We start from the raw sequence: 16,893 nt of genomic DNA, 5'->3' as shown, positions 1-16,893 counted from the left end.
TTCGTCTTGTTCCCCTTCTGGAGCTTCTATTTCGAGTGGAGGTATTTCTACGGAAGGAGTGGTTTTTAGTACCTCTTCAGGTGCAAGTGCAAAAGAAAGAGCATTTAACATCTCATTTGTCATTTGTAAATATTCTGTAATATTAGCCATTTTAGGCACTACTGTTGTATTTACAGTCCCCATTAATGTATCTATATAGGTTATAGCTTGCTTCATATTAGATTCATTTTTTATGTTTGAAGGTAATGCTTTTAAAAATTTTTGTATGAAGTTAGGCAATATGTATAAAACAGAAGAAATTAATCCTCTATTATATTCAAGCACTTTAGTCATTTTGCCATTTTTTTCAACCTCTTTATTTTTGACTTGCCCTAATATTACATGAACAGAAGGTTCTAATATTTTTGCAAATTCTCCTATGGCTACGCCAGCGCAAATAGTTCTATTCTTTTTACATAAATTTTCATAGCATGCGGAAGATTGCGGATTTTGTAAACATGTTGAAAGTTCTCCTAGTTTAGAGGTTGATTCTTTTATAATATTTAACTTTGAAGGTATAGTAAGTGCTATTTGGCCCATACTTAAAAGTTCTTTAAGGGCTTCTTTGATGTGTGCACTTGTTAATTCTTCATCTTCTTTTGTAGGAACAGTAGGCTCATTAGGAAGCTCTTTTGGTTTATTTAAAAATTCATCATACTCTTTGCGAGTCTCTGGGTTGGATAAAACAGTATAAGCGACAGTTATCTCTTTATACTTTTCTTCAACTTCTTTATTGCCAGCATTCTTATCAGGGTGATATTTTAATGATAATTTTCTAAAGGCATTTATAATTTCTCTATCAGTAGCTGTTTGAGATACGCCTAATACTTGATAATAACTAAATGGTGCTGCTTGTAATTCTAAATTTAAAAACATAAATATAGAAGATAGTATAATTAATATTTTCTTTTTCATTTTTGTATCCTTTTTTTCTAGTTATTTTTTTATAAGTTAATGATAAACGGTTTTAACTGGTACTAAATCTTTAACAATAACTTTGTCTTCCATTGCTCCCATTAATTTAGTTGTCATACCAATTATTTTTGATAAACTAGAAATAATTGTTTTAATATCTCTTAGGCTTGTTATTCCGGCATTTTCAAATAGATTTAAAATGGTATAAAGAATTCCAGGACTTTCTTCTGAACCTATAATATTATGTTGCCATAAGTGTAATATAGGAATCATAGCTTCAATTAATTGAGAAATATCGTTACATTTGACTGAAGTGGTTACGCCCTTAGAGGTCATCTTTACTACTTTGTTTTTTCTTTCTGGGCCTTTAAATCTAGAGCAATAAGCAAATATCTTAATAGTATCAGCGCTTTTCTTAAGATTATCTACATTATGGGCAAGACCGGTTTTTTCATCAGTTAAGGTTCTTAAAAGCTCTGCTATATTACTAATCATCTTTTCTACGTTTATTGCTCCGAACATGTTAGTTGTTCCTGAGATTAACATTAAAATTAATATTGCTTTTTTCATTTAGCTTCCTCTTTGTTATATATTTATTAATTTTTTATTTAAAAAAAATATTTAATTTAATAATAGCAATATTTTTATATATAATTCAAGTCTTTTATTTCTAGTAATTAAGAAGGACTTATGGAATATTTTGTCATTTATGTTATAATTTTAATATAAAAAGACCTATATTATTTATGAAGCATTTTTCTTTAATTGCTCTGTCTTAAAAGTCTTTAAATACGTAAAATTATTCAAAAACTAGATGAGGTATTGATATGTCACATAACTTTGATGATAATATAAAAGATAATAAAGAAAGCCAAAATATAGAAGATAATGTAGATAATTCAAAAGATTCAAGATGTTCTCAAGAGTTATCTGAAGCTAAAAGACGTTATATGTATTTGGTTGCTGAATTTGAAAATTTTAAAAAGAGAACTGAAAAAGAAAGAGGACAAGCTTTATTATATGGTGAATCTATAGTCTTAAAAGATCTTTTGGGTATATTGGATGATTTTGAACGTGCATTTGCCCAAATCGAAAGTGAAAAGTTACCTGAAACTTTTGAAAAACATTTAGAAGGATTTAAATTAATCCTTAGATCTTTTGAAAAATTGTTAGAAAAATATAATATAACTCAAGTTTCTTATCAAGAGTTTAACCCGGAATTTCATGAAGCTATTATGCAAACTCAATCTGATAATCATAAATCAGGTGATATAGTTCAGGTACTTCAAAAGGGATACTTGCATAAAGAGCAGTTATTAAGACCTGCAAAAGTTAGTGTAGCTCAATAAATAAAAAGATACTCTATCAAGTACTAGAATATAATTTTTGATTCTTTATACAGAGTTCTATAAAATTTTTAACTTGATTAATATAATTTTTTTGTATTTCAATATCATCTTTAAAATTTTTGGTTGCATCAAGAATTAGTACAGGAATACGAGCTATATTTTCTGGTATATCTTTTTTTTCAATAAACAATTGATCATAAAGAAAAGCCTGTATTTTTTGGTATTGCAACTGTAGGTTTCTTTCTTCAGTTCTATTTCGTTCATGAACACGTTGCAATACTAACTCAGGCGATGCTTTCAAATAAATGAATCCAGTCGGCCTGATTGTATTTTTTTCAATATAGTCGAAAAACTCTTTATATATAGTGTATTCTAATAAATCCATTTGATTCTGACGGTATTCCATTTTTGCATGTATATAGTAATCGGAATAAATCGAACGATCCATAATTATTGCTGTTAGATTTTTATTATTAGATTTATTAGTTATCTCTAGAGATTTTACATGTGTTAAAGTAATGTAAATATTTGTACTTAAAGCCCAGCGTGGAGGGTTGCTGAAATAACGCTCTAAAATATTTCCAGTATTTTGTACATTAGTAAAATTTTCGACTTCTTCAGTAATTACCGAAATATAGGAAAGATGTTGTTTGAGTAAGTTAATAAATGTAGTTTTTCCAACACCGGTAGCACCGTCAACAAAAAAATTAGGTATAATCATAATATAAACCAGAGTTTTTTAATATTATTTCTCAAAATTGTAGCTTTATAATTATACCATAACATAACTAATATCTTATTTTAAATAACTTAATATACCTATAACTAATTCTATAAATATTAAGATAATGATAAGGCCGGAAGTTAAATCTTCTCGAGCAGATTCTACTTTATTTTGGTAAACTGTGCTTACGTCTTTTATAATATCTAATTTTCTGTTAATAGACTCTTTCCAAGTGTTGATATCTAACTTTTCTACTATTAAAGAATAAAGTTCTGAAAAGTAAGCTTCTCCTGAAAGTTTTATGCTACTTTCTAATCTTTCAGTAATAACCGATATATCAACTTTTAAATTTCCTAGTTCTTCAACAGGGTTACTTTTAAGGACATCAAAAAGAGGTAAATATGATCTGAAATTAGATTTTTTCATCTGCCTTTCATAGACAGTATTTAGTTGTTGATCAAGTAAACGATCAAAATATTGTAATTCTAATTGTTGTACATTGGCAAATTCAAATATATCTAAATATTCTTCATATTCATCATCATAGACAAATGCCGCATAAGCATCGATTATAATTAAATCTCCACGATAGTAACCTATTGCAGATGCTAAGATTTCATTTTTTTGATATTCAGAAAGTACTTCTATTTCAAATCTTAACATAGAAGCAATTATGCTGCCCGATTCTTCTTTTAGTTGATTAATATCTATATCAGGCTCAGGATTAATCTGTATAACTACATAAGAAGTTCTTAAATGAAAGAATCTTGGTTGTTTAGTTTCAGATTTTATTTTTTTAAATATAGCGCCTGCGTCTATTACACTTTGTTCTCTATACTCATCTTCTATATCGTTGATTTGTTGTCTTAAATCTACCAGGTTTTCTTTAAATGGTATCTTATAAGCAAGGGAAATAACGCCAAATTCATGCAATTTGGCGCTTATACATTTAGAACTTGAGTGAGGATGAGGTAGCTCTACGGCTAATGGAGTATGATAATTTTTAAAATATTTTGAAAGCAATAAAGGTTGTCTTAAAAGTAGCTGCTTATCTTTTACACTTTCAAGATCGATATCATCTGCTACATCAAAACAATAAAAAATAAATATATTGCCTGAAAAAATTTGCGGAGATGCACTTTTTGTTTGCATTTTAAGCCTTATTAATTAATTTTCTTTTTTCAATATGGTTAAGAAAGCTTCTTGAGGTATCTTTACGCCACCTACAGCTTTCATTTTCTTTTTACCTTCTTTTTGTTTTTCAAGTAATTTGCGTTTACGAGTTATATCACCGCCATAACATTTTGCAATTACGTCTTTTCTTAACTGTGATATTGTTTCTCTAGCTACTATTTTAGCTCCTATTGCTGCTTGAATTGCTATTTGAAAGAGTTGTCTTGGTATAACTTTTTTTAACTTTTCAACTAAATCTCTTCCAATATAATATGCGTTATCTCTATAGACGATAACTGATAAAGCGTCAACGGGATCGCCATTTAATAAGATATCCATTTTAACTAAATCAGATTCTTGATACCCAGCTTCTTCATAATCAAGACTAGCATAACCTGAGGTTACAGATTTTAATTGATCATAGAAATCTGTAGCAACTTCATTTAATGGCAAACGATATCTTAAAATAATACGCTCTTCGCTTAGATATTCAAGTCCTTTTTGAGTTCCTCTTTTATCATGACATAACTTTAAAACAGTTCCTAAATATTGAGATGGCAAGATTATAGTTGCATCTATAACAGGTTCATATATAGCTTCAATCCTTTGAGGTTCTGGAAAATCAGATGGATTTTCAATATCTATTGTTTCACCATTTGTTAATTTAACTTTATAAAGTACGCTTGGTGCTGTTATAATTACAGATAAATTGTATTCTTGCTCTAATCTTTGCTTGAATACATCCATATGAAGAAGTCCTAAGAACCCACATCTAAAGCCTAGACCTAATGCTGTTGAATTTTTTTTCTCAACTTTTACACTTGCATCGGTAAGAGTAAGTTTTTCGATTGAATCTTTTAAAAGATCAAATTCTTCATTTTCAACAGGAAATATGCCTGCAAAAACCATAGGCTTTGCTGGTTTAAATCCGGCAAAAGGTTCAACTGGTCTTTTTGTATGATATATTGTATCACCTACTCGTGCTTCTAGAACGTTTTTCATGCCACACACGACATAACCTACTTGACCTGCATATAGTGCATCCATAGAGGTTTCATTAGGATACATTAGGCCGATTTCTAAAACTTCGTAGCTTTGACTTGATTGAGCAAGAGTGATTTTATCACCTTTTTTAATCACTCCATCTTTGACCGCAATTAAACATATAACACCTTTATAATCATTAAACCAAGAGTCAAATAGCAAAGCTTTTAAATCTTTATTTGTAGAACTTTCAGGTGCTGGTATACGCTCTATGACCGCATCTAATATGTCAGTTATACCTATACCGGATTTTGCTGAGGCTTTGATTATTTCATCTTTTTTGAAATCAAAAAGATGCGTCATTTCTTTGGAGATTCTTTCAGGGTCAGCGTTTGCCATATCGATCTTATTAATTACTGGAATAATAGTTAAATTTTGATCAAATGCTAAATAGAAGTTTGCCATAGTTTGCGCCTGAACTCCTTGAGCGGCATCTACTAGTAAAATAGCACCTTGACAAGCATATAAAGATCTTGATACTTCGTAACTAAAATCCACATGTCCTGGGGTGTCGATCAAGTTCAAAAGATAAGTTTCGCCTTTATAGTTATAAAACATAGATGCTGTTTGAGCTTTTACTGTAATTCCACGTTCTTTTTCTACTTGCAGTTTATCAAGAAATTGCTCATGTTTATGCCTTGAATCAATAGTGCCAGTAAATTCTAATAATCTATCTGATAAAGTAGACTTTCCATGATCAATATGTGCAATGATTGAAAAGTTACGAATTTTATCAGGAGAAATGCTAGATAAATTTATTTTTTTTAAGTCCATATCTCTGTTTTTTTAAATTATTTTTGAAAATTTTATTTATTTTAATTTTAAATACTCTCTTTTATATAATTATATTATATAACGCACTATTTGTAAATCTAATATAGCATTATAATCATATATCTTAGCATTTACATTAAAATTTAATTATCTTACTTATTGAATATTTATTAAATAATATTGTATATTTTAAATAAAAGGACGCTTCAAACTTTAAGGGATTTAGAATGGTATTTAAATATTTAAAAGATTTAAGAATATTATTTAGTGTTATATTTTTTTACTCTTATTTGTTCTCTATGACCATTTTGGGAGTTAATATAGATATTCATAACAAAACCGGTCATAACGTAGATATTTCCTATACTCAAACACCTTCTTTGGGGTTTAAAGATCAAAATAATAGTAATAGCAATAACGGAGATAAACAAGATAATAGAAAATTGATCACTAGATTAGAACCCGATAAACATTATTTAATCGATGTGTATCAATTAAGTAATCCAGAAAATTTAATAATTAAATATTCTTATGGAACTCGTCAATATTGGTCTGGTAAGATTATAATACCAGTTCCTAAGATAGAATCTTTAGGAAAGAAGTTTTTTAATTCTACTATTAATCTGACTCTCAATCCTAAAAAATTTAAGAACCATAATTATGTGACAGGATTTGAATTGCCAGAAGTTACCGTTATCTCTAATTTAGGTAAATCAAAAATGTCGATAATGTATAATATTACTGTTTCTGATATTTCCTCTGGTAAAGATATGGTCCTAAATTTTTAATTTTAAAATTTCTTTTATTTAATACTTTAAAAAGTTAAATTTGCCTTTTTTGAGTAATTTCAAAAAATTTGGTATAATTATTATAGAAAATAATTATAAATAAATTATATAAATTTAAGCTCTTTAAAGGAAATTTATTTATGGAATTTACACAAGAAAAAGGGCTCTATTTGCGTATTGCTCCTGTCTTAATAGAAGAAGAATTAAAAGATTCTTTTCTTGATTATGCGATGTCGGTTGTAGTTAGTAGAGCTATACCGGATGTCAGAGATGGCTTAAAGCCAGTACATAGAAGAATTTTATATACGATGAATCAGTTAGGTTTTCATTATAATAAACCTTATCATAAATCTGTTCGTATAGTTGGGGAAGTTTTAGGGAAATATCATCCTCATGGTGATCAAGCTGTTTATAATACTATGGTTGGTATGGTTCAGCTTTTTTCCAAGCGGTATCCCCTACTTGATGGGCAAGGAAACTGGGGATCTGTTGATGGCGATAATGCTGCGGCTATGCGTTATACTGAAGTACGTATGGAAAAGATTACTCAAGAGTTACTTCATGATATCGATAAAAATACCGTTGACTTTGTGCCCAATTTTGATGAATCTACTGTGGAGCCTGTAATACTTCCAAGCAGATTGCCTAATTTCATAGTTAATGGAACTTCAGGCATTGCGGTTGGGATGGCAACATCTGTACCACCTCATAATTTAACCGAAGTGATTAATGGGTGTTTAGCTTTATTGAAAAATGAAAATTTATCAGATGAGGAACTATTTCAGTTAATTCCTGCGCCGGATTTTCCAACAGGCGGTATAATTTGTGGTAAAGCGGGTATTCTTAAGGCTTATACAACAGGGCGTGGTAATTTAATCTTACGTGGGGTTGTTGATATAGAGGAAACAAAAAAGGGTACTGCTTTAATTATTAAAGAACTACCTTATCAGGTTAACAAATCAGAGTTAATAATAAAAATTGCCGATCTTGTTAAAAATAAGGTAATAGAAGGTATTACCAATATAAGAGATGAATCTGATAAAAGTGGTATTAGAGTTGTTATAGAACTCAAAAGAAATGAAACTCCTCAAGTGGTTTTAAATTTACTCTATAAACATACTTCTTTACAGTCAAGTGTTGGAATTTTAATGCTTGCTCTACTTGATAACAGGCCTATAGTGTTTACCTTACGTCAAGTCTTGACCGAATTTTTATTGCATAGACAAAATGTAATTACAAAGCGTAGCCAGTTTGCTCTTGAAAAGGCTTTATCAAAAGAACATATATTAATAGGTTTTGGAATAGCTCTTAATAATATAGATGAGGTTATTTCTTTAATTAAAAATTCTGATAATTCTGATCAAGCAGCTGCTAAATTAAATAGCAAATTTATGCTTACTCAAGAACAATGTAAAGCAATATTAGAAATGCGTCTTCAAAGATTAACAGGTCTTGAACAAGAGAAAATTAATAGTGAATTGAAAGATGTTCAGAAAGAAATTTCTTATTTAAGATCTTTATTATCTGATAAAAATTTACTCAAACGAGAAATTGAAGAAGAGCTATTACAAATTAAAGATAATTACTCTGATGAACGCAGAACTAGAATCGAAGGTCCTGTTGATAATGTTACAGAAGCTGATTTTATTGCCAATGATGAAGTAGTAGTTACTCTTACCAAAAAGGGTTATATCAAACGTGTTGAATTATCTGTTTATAATGTTCAGCATAGAGGTGGTAAAGGTAAAATGGCTATGGCTTCTCTTGATGATAATGATGATGTATTACAAGATATGTTTGTTGCGCGAAATCATGATGAACTATTGTTCTTTACTAATTTAGGCCGTATATATAATATACCGGTTTATCAAGTTCCAGAAGCTTCAAGAACTGCAAAAGGGCGTGCAATAGTTAATTTGCTTCCGCTTAATCCTAATGAATATGTAGTAAAATTATTGTGTACTAAAGATCTTGATGATAAAAATTTAGTTATGTTAACTAAAAAAGGCATAATTAAACGTACTTTAGCACAAGAATTTGGCAATATTAGAAGTACAGGTATAAGGGCTATAACTTTAAATGAATCTGATGAATTAGTATTCTGCTCTTTAAGTTCTGGTCAAGATACCATAGTAATTGCTACAGCTAAAGGACAAGGTATAAGATTTAAAGAGGAAGAAGTTAGAGCAATGGGCCGTCAAGCATCTGGTGTTATAGGCATAAGGCTTCATGAAGATGATTATGTTATAGGAATGGAAGTTTTAAGTGATGAAACTCAAGATATATTATTTGCAACGGAAAATGGCTACGGTAAGCGTGTTAAAATTAGTGATTTTAGAATAGCTCATCGTGGAGGATACGGTGTGAGAACTATTCCTACAGATAAACGTAATGGTCAAGTTATAGGATTAGTTGTTGTTGGCGATAATATGGATATCTTATTAATAGATGAGCATGGTAAAATCATACGCTTATCAAGTAAAGAGATTAGAACGTTAGGTCGTCAAGCAAAAGGTGTAAGGTTAATTAAATTAGACTCAGGATCTAAATTAGCAGGAGCCTTTGCCGTAGTATCCTCAGAAAAAGAATCTCAAGAAGTATCTGAATAAATAAACTTTAAGAATTAAAATGAATATATCAAATATTCTTTTACATCTTTCATTAATAGAAAAAATTGGACCAGCTACTATAGATAAGCTGGTCCAGGGTTTTTATTCTTTTGGTGAAAAATTGAATAATAAATTAGATTTATTTTCAAACGTTTACAGTTTAAGTATAAACGATTTAGTTCATTATTCAGGTATTAATATTAATCTTGCAACACGTATATATAATGGCTTAAAAGATAGTAAATTACTTGAAAATGAACTTAATTTACTTGAAAAAAATCAAATAAGATTTGTTACTGTTCTTGATGGTAATTATCCTTCGCTGTTAAAGGAGATATATTTACCTCCTACTTTACTTTATATTAAATCTAAAGATCAAAATTTTAATTTTATTAATAATTCAATAGCTGTAGTTGGAGCACGAAAATGTGATAATTATGGTATTAGAGTTGTTAATAATATTGTACCTGATTTAGTAAAAATGGGTTATGATATTGTAAGTGGGGGAGCTTATGGTATAGACGCCGTTGCTCATAAATCTTGTTTAATAGATGAATATAATGTAGGAAAAACTATAGCTGTATTAGGCTCAGGACTTTTAAATTTATATCCACGCGAAAATATTAAACTTTTTGAGCAAATTCTACTATCAGGTGGAGCTTTAATAAGTCCTTTTTCTTTAAATACTCCACCTACTGCCGGAAATTTTCCTGCAAGAAATAGAATTATTGCTGGTTTATCTTTAATCTGTCTAGTTATTCAAGCAACAGAAAAAAGTGGAGCTCTAATTACTGCCAATTATGCTTTAAATCAAGGACGTGAGGTTTGTGCTGTGCCCGGTCAAATAGATAATGAATTAAGTAAAGGGTGCCACAGTTTAATTTCTCAAGGAGCAAATCTTATTACTTCAGCTCAAGATATATTTAATCTACTTGGTCAAGATTTTAATCTTAATAATAATATAAAAAATATAAGTAAATCTTTGAGTTTTGATATAGATTCTGAAATTAAAATTAAGCAAAATTTGAGTGAAAATTACGTAAAGATACTTTCATTTTGTACAGAACCGGTTTCTTTTGATGAGTTAATTATAAGTACGAATTTATCATTTGATGAGCTTCAAGATGCTTTATTTGACTTACAAGTAAAGGGATATATTGCTCAAAATTTTATGGGTCTTTGGCATAAATTATAATCTTTTTTTGCAATAAAAAAATTTTGATGTATAATATTATTATTAAGTATTTTTTCTTAATTAGCATAATTTAAGAAAAAAATATAAATTTAATCTGAAATTATAAATAAGAGTAATATAGTAAATTTTTAAAATAATACAAATTGGAGCTTCGTATGCCAGTACCTAAACGTAAGACGAGTAAGCGAAGAAGAGATCAGAGATCTTCTACTAGGTTTATTCGCGTAAAAGCTATTGCTAAATGTTCAAATTGTGAGCATCCATTGCCTCCTCATAGTGCTTGTACTCAGTGTGGTTTTTATAAAGGTAAAAAAGTTATAGCTACTAAATTAGATAGAGTTCTAAAAAGGGGCGAGCTTAAGAAAGCACATCAGGCAAATCAACATATGCAAGAATATGCTCAAGAAAATAACGAACAAGATAATAAATAAAAATTTTTTATAATTTAAATAAGGGCAAACTCAATTCTATTGGGGTTTAGCCCTATTTTAATGACTTTATAGTATTGAAGTCCCATAGCATTTGAAAAGGAATAGATATGGTTTACTCTAATCTTGTTGGAAATTCTAAATATAGAAATTATATAGTATTATTAGTAATGGCATTTGTATTAACTTCTTTATTAGGTTTATCGTGGTTTGGTTATTCTTATTATAAAAATAAGAGTGAGCAAGCAGCTAGTCAAGAATTTGCAAAAATTGCTCAAGAATATAGCAAAAAGATACATTTAAATAATAAAGATGATTTAAATGATATTGAGCATATATTGAAAGCAGCAGCTCAAAAACATAAAAATTCTAAATTATATCCTTTATTTTTAAGCTATCAAGCAGAGACGCTTTTAAAACAAAATAAGTATAAAGAAGCGGCTGAAATATTTGATACAATTGTTAATTCTGTTAAGCAAAATGATCCATTATATTATGCTTATTCTATAAAAAGAGCATTATTAAAGTTAGACTCTAAAGATACACAGTTAGAATCTCAAGGTTATGATGAGCTTAAAGGTCTTGCAAATAATGTAAATAATCCTCTTCAGGATATGGCTATATATAATTTAGGTCTTAATGAGTTCTTTAAATCTAATAAAGATAAAGCTAAAGAACTTTGGCAAACAATTATTAACAAAGATAAACAAGATTCAAGTTGGTATAATTTAGCTAAATCTAGATTAGAATCCTTATAAACTTAAGAAATATTATGACAGATAATTTGATTCGTGTAAGATTTGCGCCATCGCCTACGGGCTATTTGCATTTAGGTTCATTAAGAGTAGCGTTGTTTAATTGGCTATATGCACGTCACAACAAAGGTCAATTTATAATTAGAATTGAGGATACTGATTTAAATCGTTCAGAATCTAAATATGTTGATTCGATTTTAATTCCATTAAAGTGGGTTGGTATAGAATCAGATGAACCAATAACCTTTCAATCACAACGTCTTGAGTTATATAATAAAGTACTTAATTATATGCTTGAAAAAAATTTGGCATATCGTTGTTTTTGTTCTGAAAAAGAATCAAATCAAAATGTAGAATATAAAAAGTATGAAGGTACCTGTAGAAATCGTTTGATTAATCAAATAGATCTTCAAAGTCCTCATGTTATAAGATTTAAGCTACCTGAAAATATTGATAAGATTGAATTTAACGATTTAATTAGAGGTGATATAACCTTTGATATAGATCAATTTGATGATTTTGTTATATTCAGATCTGATGGGATGCCTACTTATAATTTTGCAGTTGTGGTTGATGATAATAGTATGAATATTACTCATATCTTAAGAGGCGAAGAGCATATATCCAATACGCCTAAACAAATTTTACTATATCAAGCATGTGGTTTTAGAGTACCATTATTTGGACACTTACCCTTGATTTTGAGTCCTGATGGTGGAAAATTGAGTAAAAGACATGCAGCAACTTCAGTAGATTTTTATCAAAAAGAGGGATTTTTACCAGACGCTTTATGTAATTATCTAGTAAGATTAGGCTGGGCTCATGGAGATCAAGAAATCTTTTCAAAAGAAGAAATGATTAAATATTTCACTCTAGAAAATGTATCAAAACATGGAGCAATTTTTGATATTAAGAAACTTGAGTGGGTCAATGGTGTTTATATTCGTAATTCTTCATCTCAATACTTATTTGATTATATAACAGAAAATATAGACGCTGATGTATTTAAAAATTTAAATCATTGGAGTCAAGATAAGATATTAAAATCAATAGATTTATATAAAGATAGAGTAAGAACTCTTAAAGAGTTACTACTGTTTATTGTAGAATTATATAATGAGCCTCATAATTTGGAATTACATAATTTAGATCAATGGGCTAATGAAAATAGTATATCGATATTAAAGAAATTAATATCGAGTCTTGATATGCAAGAAAATTTTTCTCATGAAAATATTTCTTTAGATATTAAAATATTATGTAAAGAATTTGGTATAAAGTTACCTGAAATAGCTCAACCGATTAGGTTAGCATTAACAGGAAAAGTTTCAAGCCCAGGCATTTTTGATATTATTATTTTGCTTGGAAAAAAAGAGAGTATACAGAGGATAAAAGTTTTTGTTGAATTTTTATCTAATGTAGTAAGGAAGCATTAAACACTTAATTAGTTTTTTGGAGGTTAACTATGAAAGTAGGAATGCTTTTTCCTGGTTATGGGAATCAATTTGTAGGTATGGCAAAAGAATTATATGATAATTTTCGAATAATGCAGGAGTATTTTGAAGAAGCTTCACATTGTTTAGATAGTAATTTTGTAAAACTTTGCTATGCCTCATCAGATATAGAATTAGGTAAGATTTCAAATGCTTATCCTTCTATATTTCTTTTAAGTACTTCTATTGCTATTATGCTCAAAGATCACTTTGGTATAAAAGTTGATAAGGTAGCAGGTCATGGATTGGGGGAATATAGTGCGCTATGTTTTTCAGGAGGAATAAGCTTTCCTGATGGTCTTTATCTTTTGAAAAAGCTTTCTGACTTTTATACAAAAATTAAGCAGCAGATAGATGTTAAAACTGTAGTAATAGATGGTTTATCTTCTCGCGATGTAAAAAAGATCTGTAAAGAAAATAGCTCTCAAGATAATTCTGCTCAAATTTCAGTCTATTCAAAGGATAGCGAGCATATGGTAACAGGCAATACTAGTGCAGTAGAGGCTGTAGCAAAATCTGCTTCTTCCAAGGGTGCTGATAAAGTTACTAAATTTAATTTGGAAGAGGCTTTACATAATCCTCTTTTGAGAGAAATTTTTGATCAGCTTAAGTTATATTTAACCAAGGTTGATTTTAAAGATCTTTTGATACCGATGATTTCATGTATAAATGGTAAAGAAGTGATTTCTGCTCAATCAGCACAAAATCTTATAATGGATTTAATAATTAAGCCAATTTGCTGGAATAATGTCTTAAAACAGTTTAGTGATATGGACATAATTATTATACCTTCACCTTCAAAAAATTTTGTTTCAGAAATAAGAAATTTTTATCCCAATAAGGCAATTATAGGTATAGAAAGTTTATTAGATATTGATAATTTAAAGGCAATATTAGAAGAAACTATAAATATTGATATTAATGATATTAATAATGATAATGATAGTATAATAAATAATTTATTAGGAATTAATAATATATAGTATCTTTATTAAAGAGGATTGAGAAATGTCAGTAGATCAAAATGAAAAAAATGAAATACGTAATAAAATAGTATCTCTTGTTTCTAAACAGCTAAATGTCCCTGAAAGTTCTATAACTGCTGATGCTACTATTGATAGTTTAGGAGCTGATTCTCTTGATAGAGTTGAAATTGTGATGCGACTTGAGGAAGAGTTTAAGCTAGAAATCAATGACGAAGATGCTGAGAAATTAAATACTATAGATGATGCGGTGAATTATATTTATAATTTAAAACACAAATCAAGTTAATAATTTTAAAAATATAGGGCTAGTTTTTAGCCCTATATTTTTTTATTTATAGTTTAGAATGATATATTACCTTTTAACCATACACCCCATTGACTTAAACCGGCATTTTTGCAATTTAAGTCATTGATATGATTATCATTGAATTCTGCTTCGCCACCTATACCAAGCTGTGGATTATAACCACATCTATCGTACCAAACGTAGTTTAAATGAGCAAATATCTTATGAGTTAATACTCCAATGGATTCAGCAGATCTAATATTAAAATCTCCTGGAGTTACAAATCTTGTTGGTGAATTATTATCAACAAGCACAAATCCTTCAGTTGTTAATTGAGAAATATTAATAGGAGCGGTTACTGTTTGATTTAAGCAAACGCTGCAACCTTCAGGAGAGCTTATTGTAATTGGGCTGGCTGCAAAAGCAGTTGCACTAGGTTGTGCTCCATTATTGAGTGTTGTATTTACAGTATAAGAGGAAAGAGCTGGATTAGTAGCTTCACAAGTTGCACTACCGTCTTGTGTATTTACTGAACATGCTAATGTACCTGTCGGTAAAGTTGCTCCATCTGGAAATATCATTTGAGTATAAGTATCACCTGATGGAACACAAGCAACAGGATAGCTTGAGCAGCATACAGGAGCACTTCCTTTGATTGCATATTGCCATGCAGGATTTACACAAGAATCATCTCTGAATTTAACGCTTTCACTGCTATGTCCGTAAATATTATAACCAAGATCTGCGCCCCAACCACACCAACGATAGGCAAGTTTAACAGAAGCATCACCTTTGATATTTACTCTTACATCTACGCGTCTATTATTAAAACAAGTAGCATTAATTAAGCGTCCAGTATAAACTCCAGATGCATCATATTCTTTAAGTAATAAGTATCTGCTAAATGCACCAGCATTTTGGAAATCAAATAACCTGCATTGATGTGTCTTGCACATATGAGTTAAGTTACCTTCTAAAAATGCAGCTAAATTATGATCATTACTTGACCATAAAACTGCATGAGCAGAAACACCGCCACCTACTTCAAAATGACCATAGTTTCCAACTACTGGATCAAAGATAAATCTATCTTTATATTTTTTTCCTGTAGGCATAACTAATTGTGCATAAAGCCCTAAATGATAGCAATCAGTATTTAAGAAATTATATCCTAAAATAACGTCTATATCAGCAAGTCCTACTCTTTTTCTTGAACAAGGGTCAAATTTTCCAGCGCACCAAGGTGTTTGCATATCACCAAATAAGAAGTTTCCGGTTAATGCTTGTAAGATACTTTGAGCAGGAGCTGTTGGTTGATTTGAAGTGCTATCTACATAGCAGGTATCAAAATCGGTTGTTGTTGTATTGCAAGAAGTTTCACAAGGTCTTAATTCCCAATAGGTTAATACTACAGGTGCATGTAATCTTAAGTAAGAGCCTTGAATCCAACAATCAAGCCCTTGGTAGTAACCAAAATCGAATATATGATTTTGAATTCTTGGGTTAAACCGTATGCTTCCTTGGAAATTGCTTGAAAGGCCGAAGTTATCTGCTAAAAGATCATTGCTTGATCTATTTGCTACTGCGCTACCTGAAAAGTTTAATCTGCAATTTCCAAAAAGTGCATTTGCGATGATTTTATCATTAAAAGATCTTTGATATTCATAAGCAAAGTAAGCAGCACCGTAGTTATTACACATAAACGGTAAATTGATTTCCCATTGCCAACCTACAAGCTCTCTTGCAGTATTTGCCCCTTGAGATCTAAAATGCATAGCTGTTCTTACTGGAGTTGCACAACATAATGAGCAATTTCCGCCATTACATCCCTCATCGCAACTATCGCAGCTATTATCACAATTATTGTTACATGTATATTGACAATAATTAGTGCAATCATAATTATTGGTCAAATTATCGCAAGAGCTATAAGATTCACACGATGAGCTGCTTTCGCATACGGCTAAATCGCAGTCATTTGAGCATGAATTACAAGATTTATAATCTCTCTTATCTGAAAAATTATCTACAGAATTAGATGAGGAATCATAGTTTTTTGCGTATATTTTTTCAAAACTGCTTAAAAGTAATGTTACACAAAATGCTGTTGTTATAAATTTTTTCATAAGTACTCCCTTTTATTCATCCAAATATTTGGATTGAAACAACCGATATATTTACCTACTGTTTTCAGTTTCTACATATTCTAGATACTAGCAGAGATTAAAGTAAAGCTTTTTGATTAAATTTATAAATTTATTGAATTTGATGAATTTTATGCTTTGAAGTTTTATAAATTCAAGACTATTAATTCATGTTTATAGAAACTTAAATT

The 16,893-nt window shown here is 29.7% G+C and carries 14 protein-coding genes and 1 pseudogene; 9 read left to right on the top strand and 6 right to left on the bottom strand.

Annotated features, from left to right (window positions below; genetic code table 11):
- Positions 1-684 precede the first annotated feature (684 nt).
- Both BABL1_RS05595 and BABL1_RS01710 read right to left on the bottom strand, forming a co-directional pair.
- Positions 685-915 (bottom strand): annotated as a pseudogene (locus tag BABL1_RS05595) (DnaJ domain-containing protein); the annotation flags it as partial.
- Between the two features lie 75 nt (positions 916-990).
- The gene (locus BABL1_RS01710) at positions 991-1,524 is read right to left on the bottom strand and encodes a hypothetical protein (protein WP_023791572.1); all 534 of its coding nucleotides are present in this window, start codon (positions 1,522-1,524) and stop codon (positions 991-993) included.
- 257 nt (positions 1,525-1,781) lie between these two features.
- On the opposite strand from BABL1_RS01710, the gene BABL1_RS01705 reads away from it, so the two are divergent.
- Positions 1,782-2,303: a nucleotide exchange factor GrpE gene (locus BABL1_RS01705; protein WP_023791570.1), complete on the top strand. Its 522-nt coding sequence runs from the start codon at positions 1,782-1,784 to the stop codon at positions 2,301-2,303.
- 16 nt (positions 2,304-2,319) lie between these two features.
- Here the strand turns inward: BABL1_RS01705 and BABL1_RS01700 are convergent, their stop codons facing one another.
- The 3 genes from BABL1_RS01700 to lepA all read right to left on the bottom strand — a co-directional run bounded on the left by BABL1_RS01700 (position 2,320) and on the right by lepA (position 5,988).
- Entirely contained in the window at positions 2,320-3,024 is a 705-nt protein-coding gene (locus tag BABL1_RS01700; protein ID WP_023791568.1) for a deoxynucleoside kinase, read from the bottom strand.
- Between the two features lie 75 nt (positions 3,025-3,099).
- On the bottom strand, positions 3,100-4,179 hold the full coding sequence (locus BABL1_RS01695; RefSeq protein ID WP_023791566.1) for a hypothetical protein: 1,080 nt from the start codon (positions 4,177-4,179) through the stop codon (positions 3,100-3,102).
- 15 nt (positions 4,180-4,194) lie between these two features.
- A complete protein-coding gene (gene lepA / locus BABL1_RS01690) occupies positions 4,195-5,988 on the bottom strand; it encodes a translation elongation factor 4 (protein ID WP_171814746.1) in 1,794 nt (597 codons plus the stop codon).
- A 257-nt stretch (positions 5,989-6,245) separates the two neighbouring features.
- Here lepA and BABL1_RS01685 point away from each other — a divergent pair, with 257 nt between their 5' ends.
- From BABL1_RS01685 to acpP, 8 genes are all read left to right on the top strand, one after another.
- A complete protein-coding gene (locus tag BABL1_RS01685; RefSeq protein ID WP_023791562.1) occupies positions 6,246-6,806 on the top strand; it encodes a hypothetical protein in 561 nt (186 codons plus the stop codon).
- A 140-nt stretch (positions 6,807-6,946) separates the two neighbouring features.
- Entirely contained in the window at positions 6,947-9,415 is a 2,469-nt protein-coding gene (gene gyrA, locus BABL1_RS01680; protein ID WP_023791559.1) for a DNA gyrase subunit A, read from the top strand.
- Positions 9,416-9,434: 19 nt separating this feature from the next.
- On the top strand, positions 9,435-10,610 hold the full coding sequence (gene dprA / locus BABL1_RS01675; protein ID WP_023791556.1) for a DNA-processing protein DprA: 1,176 nt from the start codon (positions 9,435-9,437) through the stop codon (positions 10,608-10,610).
- A 155-nt stretch (positions 10,611-10,765) separates the two neighbouring features.
- Positions 10,766-11,041 (top strand): 50S ribosomal protein L32, encoded by a 276-nt coding sequence (rpmF, locus tag BABL1_RS05230; protein WP_023791554.1) that lies wholly within the window; start codon positions 10,766-10,768, stop codon positions 11,039-11,041.
- Between the two features lie 107 nt (positions 11,042-11,148).
- Positions 11,149-11,796 (top strand): hypothetical protein, encoded by a 648-nt coding sequence (locus tag BABL1_RS01665; protein WP_023791551.1) that lies wholly within the window; start codon positions 11,149-11,151, stop codon positions 11,794-11,796.
- A 14-nt stretch (positions 11,797-11,810) separates the two neighbouring features.
- Positions 11,811-13,229 carry a glutamate--tRNA ligase gene (gene gltX, locus BABL1_RS01660; RefSeq protein ID WP_023791548.1) on the top strand — a complete coding sequence of 473 codons (1,419 nt, stop codon included), beginning with the start codon at positions 11,811-11,813 and terminating at the stop codon, positions 13,227-13,229.
- A 29-nt stretch (positions 13,230-13,258) separates the two neighbouring features.
- Complete coding sequence (locus BABL1_RS05225) at positions 13,259-14,269, top strand: ACP S-malonyltransferase (RefSeq protein WP_023791546.1); 1,011 nt, start codon at positions 13,259-13,261, stop codon at positions 14,267-14,269.
- A 25-nt stretch (positions 14,270-14,294) separates the two neighbouring features.
- The gene (gene acpP / locus BABL1_RS01650; protein ID WP_023791543.1) at positions 14,295-14,558 is read left to right on the top strand and encodes an acyl carrier protein; all 264 of its coding nucleotides are present in this window, start codon (positions 14,295-14,297) and stop codon (positions 14,556-14,558) included.
- A 53-nt stretch (positions 14,559-14,611) separates the two neighbouring features.
- Here acpP and BABL1_RS01645 read toward each other — a convergent pair whose 3' ends face one another.
- Positions 14,612-16,684: a hypothetical protein gene (locus tag BABL1_RS01645; protein WP_023791541.1), complete on the bottom strand. Its 2,073-nt coding sequence runs from the start codon at positions 16,682-16,684 to the stop codon at positions 14,612-14,614.
- Positions 16,685-16,893: the final 209 nt, after the last annotated feature.

The sequence above is a fragment of the Candidatus Babela massiliensis genome (assembly GCF_000513475.1).
GTDB lineage: Bacteria > Babelota > Babeliae > Babelales > Babelaceae > Babela > Babela massiliensis.
The sequence above is the reverse complement of the archived record's forward strand: the minus strand, read 5'-3'. Positions and strand labels throughout refer to the sequence as shown.

Excerpts from the sequence above, each read along its gene's own strand:
- BABL1_RS01710 (WP_023791572.1), bottom strand. The coding sequence starts at position 1,524 with ATGAAAAAAGCAATATTAATTTTAATGTTAATCTCAGGAACAACTAAC.
- BABL1_RS01705 (WP_023791570.1), top strand. The coding sequence starts at position 1,782 with ATGTCACATAACTTTGATGATAATATAAAAGATAATAAAGAAAGCCAA.
- BABL1_RS01700 (WP_023791568.1), bottom strand. The coding sequence starts at position 3,024 with ATGATTATACCTAATTTTTTTGTTGACGGTGCTACCGGTGTTGGAAAA.
- BABL1_RS01695 (WP_023791566.1), bottom strand. The coding sequence starts at position 4,179 with ATGCAAACAAAAAGTGCATCTCCGCAAATTTTTTCAGGCAATATATTT.
- BABL1_RS01685 (WP_023791562.1), top strand. The coding sequence starts at position 6,246 with ATGGTATTTAAATATTTAAAAGATTTAAGAATATTATTTAGTGTTATA.
- gyrA (WP_023791559.1), top strand. The coding sequence starts at position 6,947 with ATGGAATTTACACAAGAAAAAGGGCTCTATTTGCGTATTGCTCCTGTC.
- dprA (WP_023791556.1), top strand. The coding sequence starts at position 9,435 with ATGAATATATCAAATATTCTTTTACATCTTTCATTAATAGAAAAAATT.
- rpmF (WP_023791554.1), top strand. The coding sequence starts at position 10,766 with ATGCCAGTACCTAAACGTAAGACGAGTAAGCGAAGAAGAGATCAGAGA.
- BABL1_RS01665 (WP_023791551.1), top strand. The coding sequence starts at position 11,149 with ATGGTTTACTCTAATCTTGTTGGAAATTCTAAATATAGAAATTATATA.
- gltX (WP_023791548.1), top strand. The coding sequence starts at position 11,811 with ATGACAGATAATTTGATTCGTGTAAGATTTGCGCCATCGCCTACGGGC.
- BABL1_RS05225 (WP_023791546.1), top strand. The coding sequence starts at position 13,259 with ATGAAAGTAGGAATGCTTTTTCCTGGTTATGGGAATCAATTTGTAGGT.
- acpP (WP_023791543.1), top strand. The coding sequence starts at position 14,295 with ATGTCAGTAGATCAAAATGAAAAAAATGAAATACGTAATAAAATAGTA.
- BABL1_RS01645 (WP_023791541.1), bottom strand. The coding sequence starts at position 16,684 with ATGAAAAAATTTATAACAACAGCATTTTGTGTAACATTACTTTTAAGC.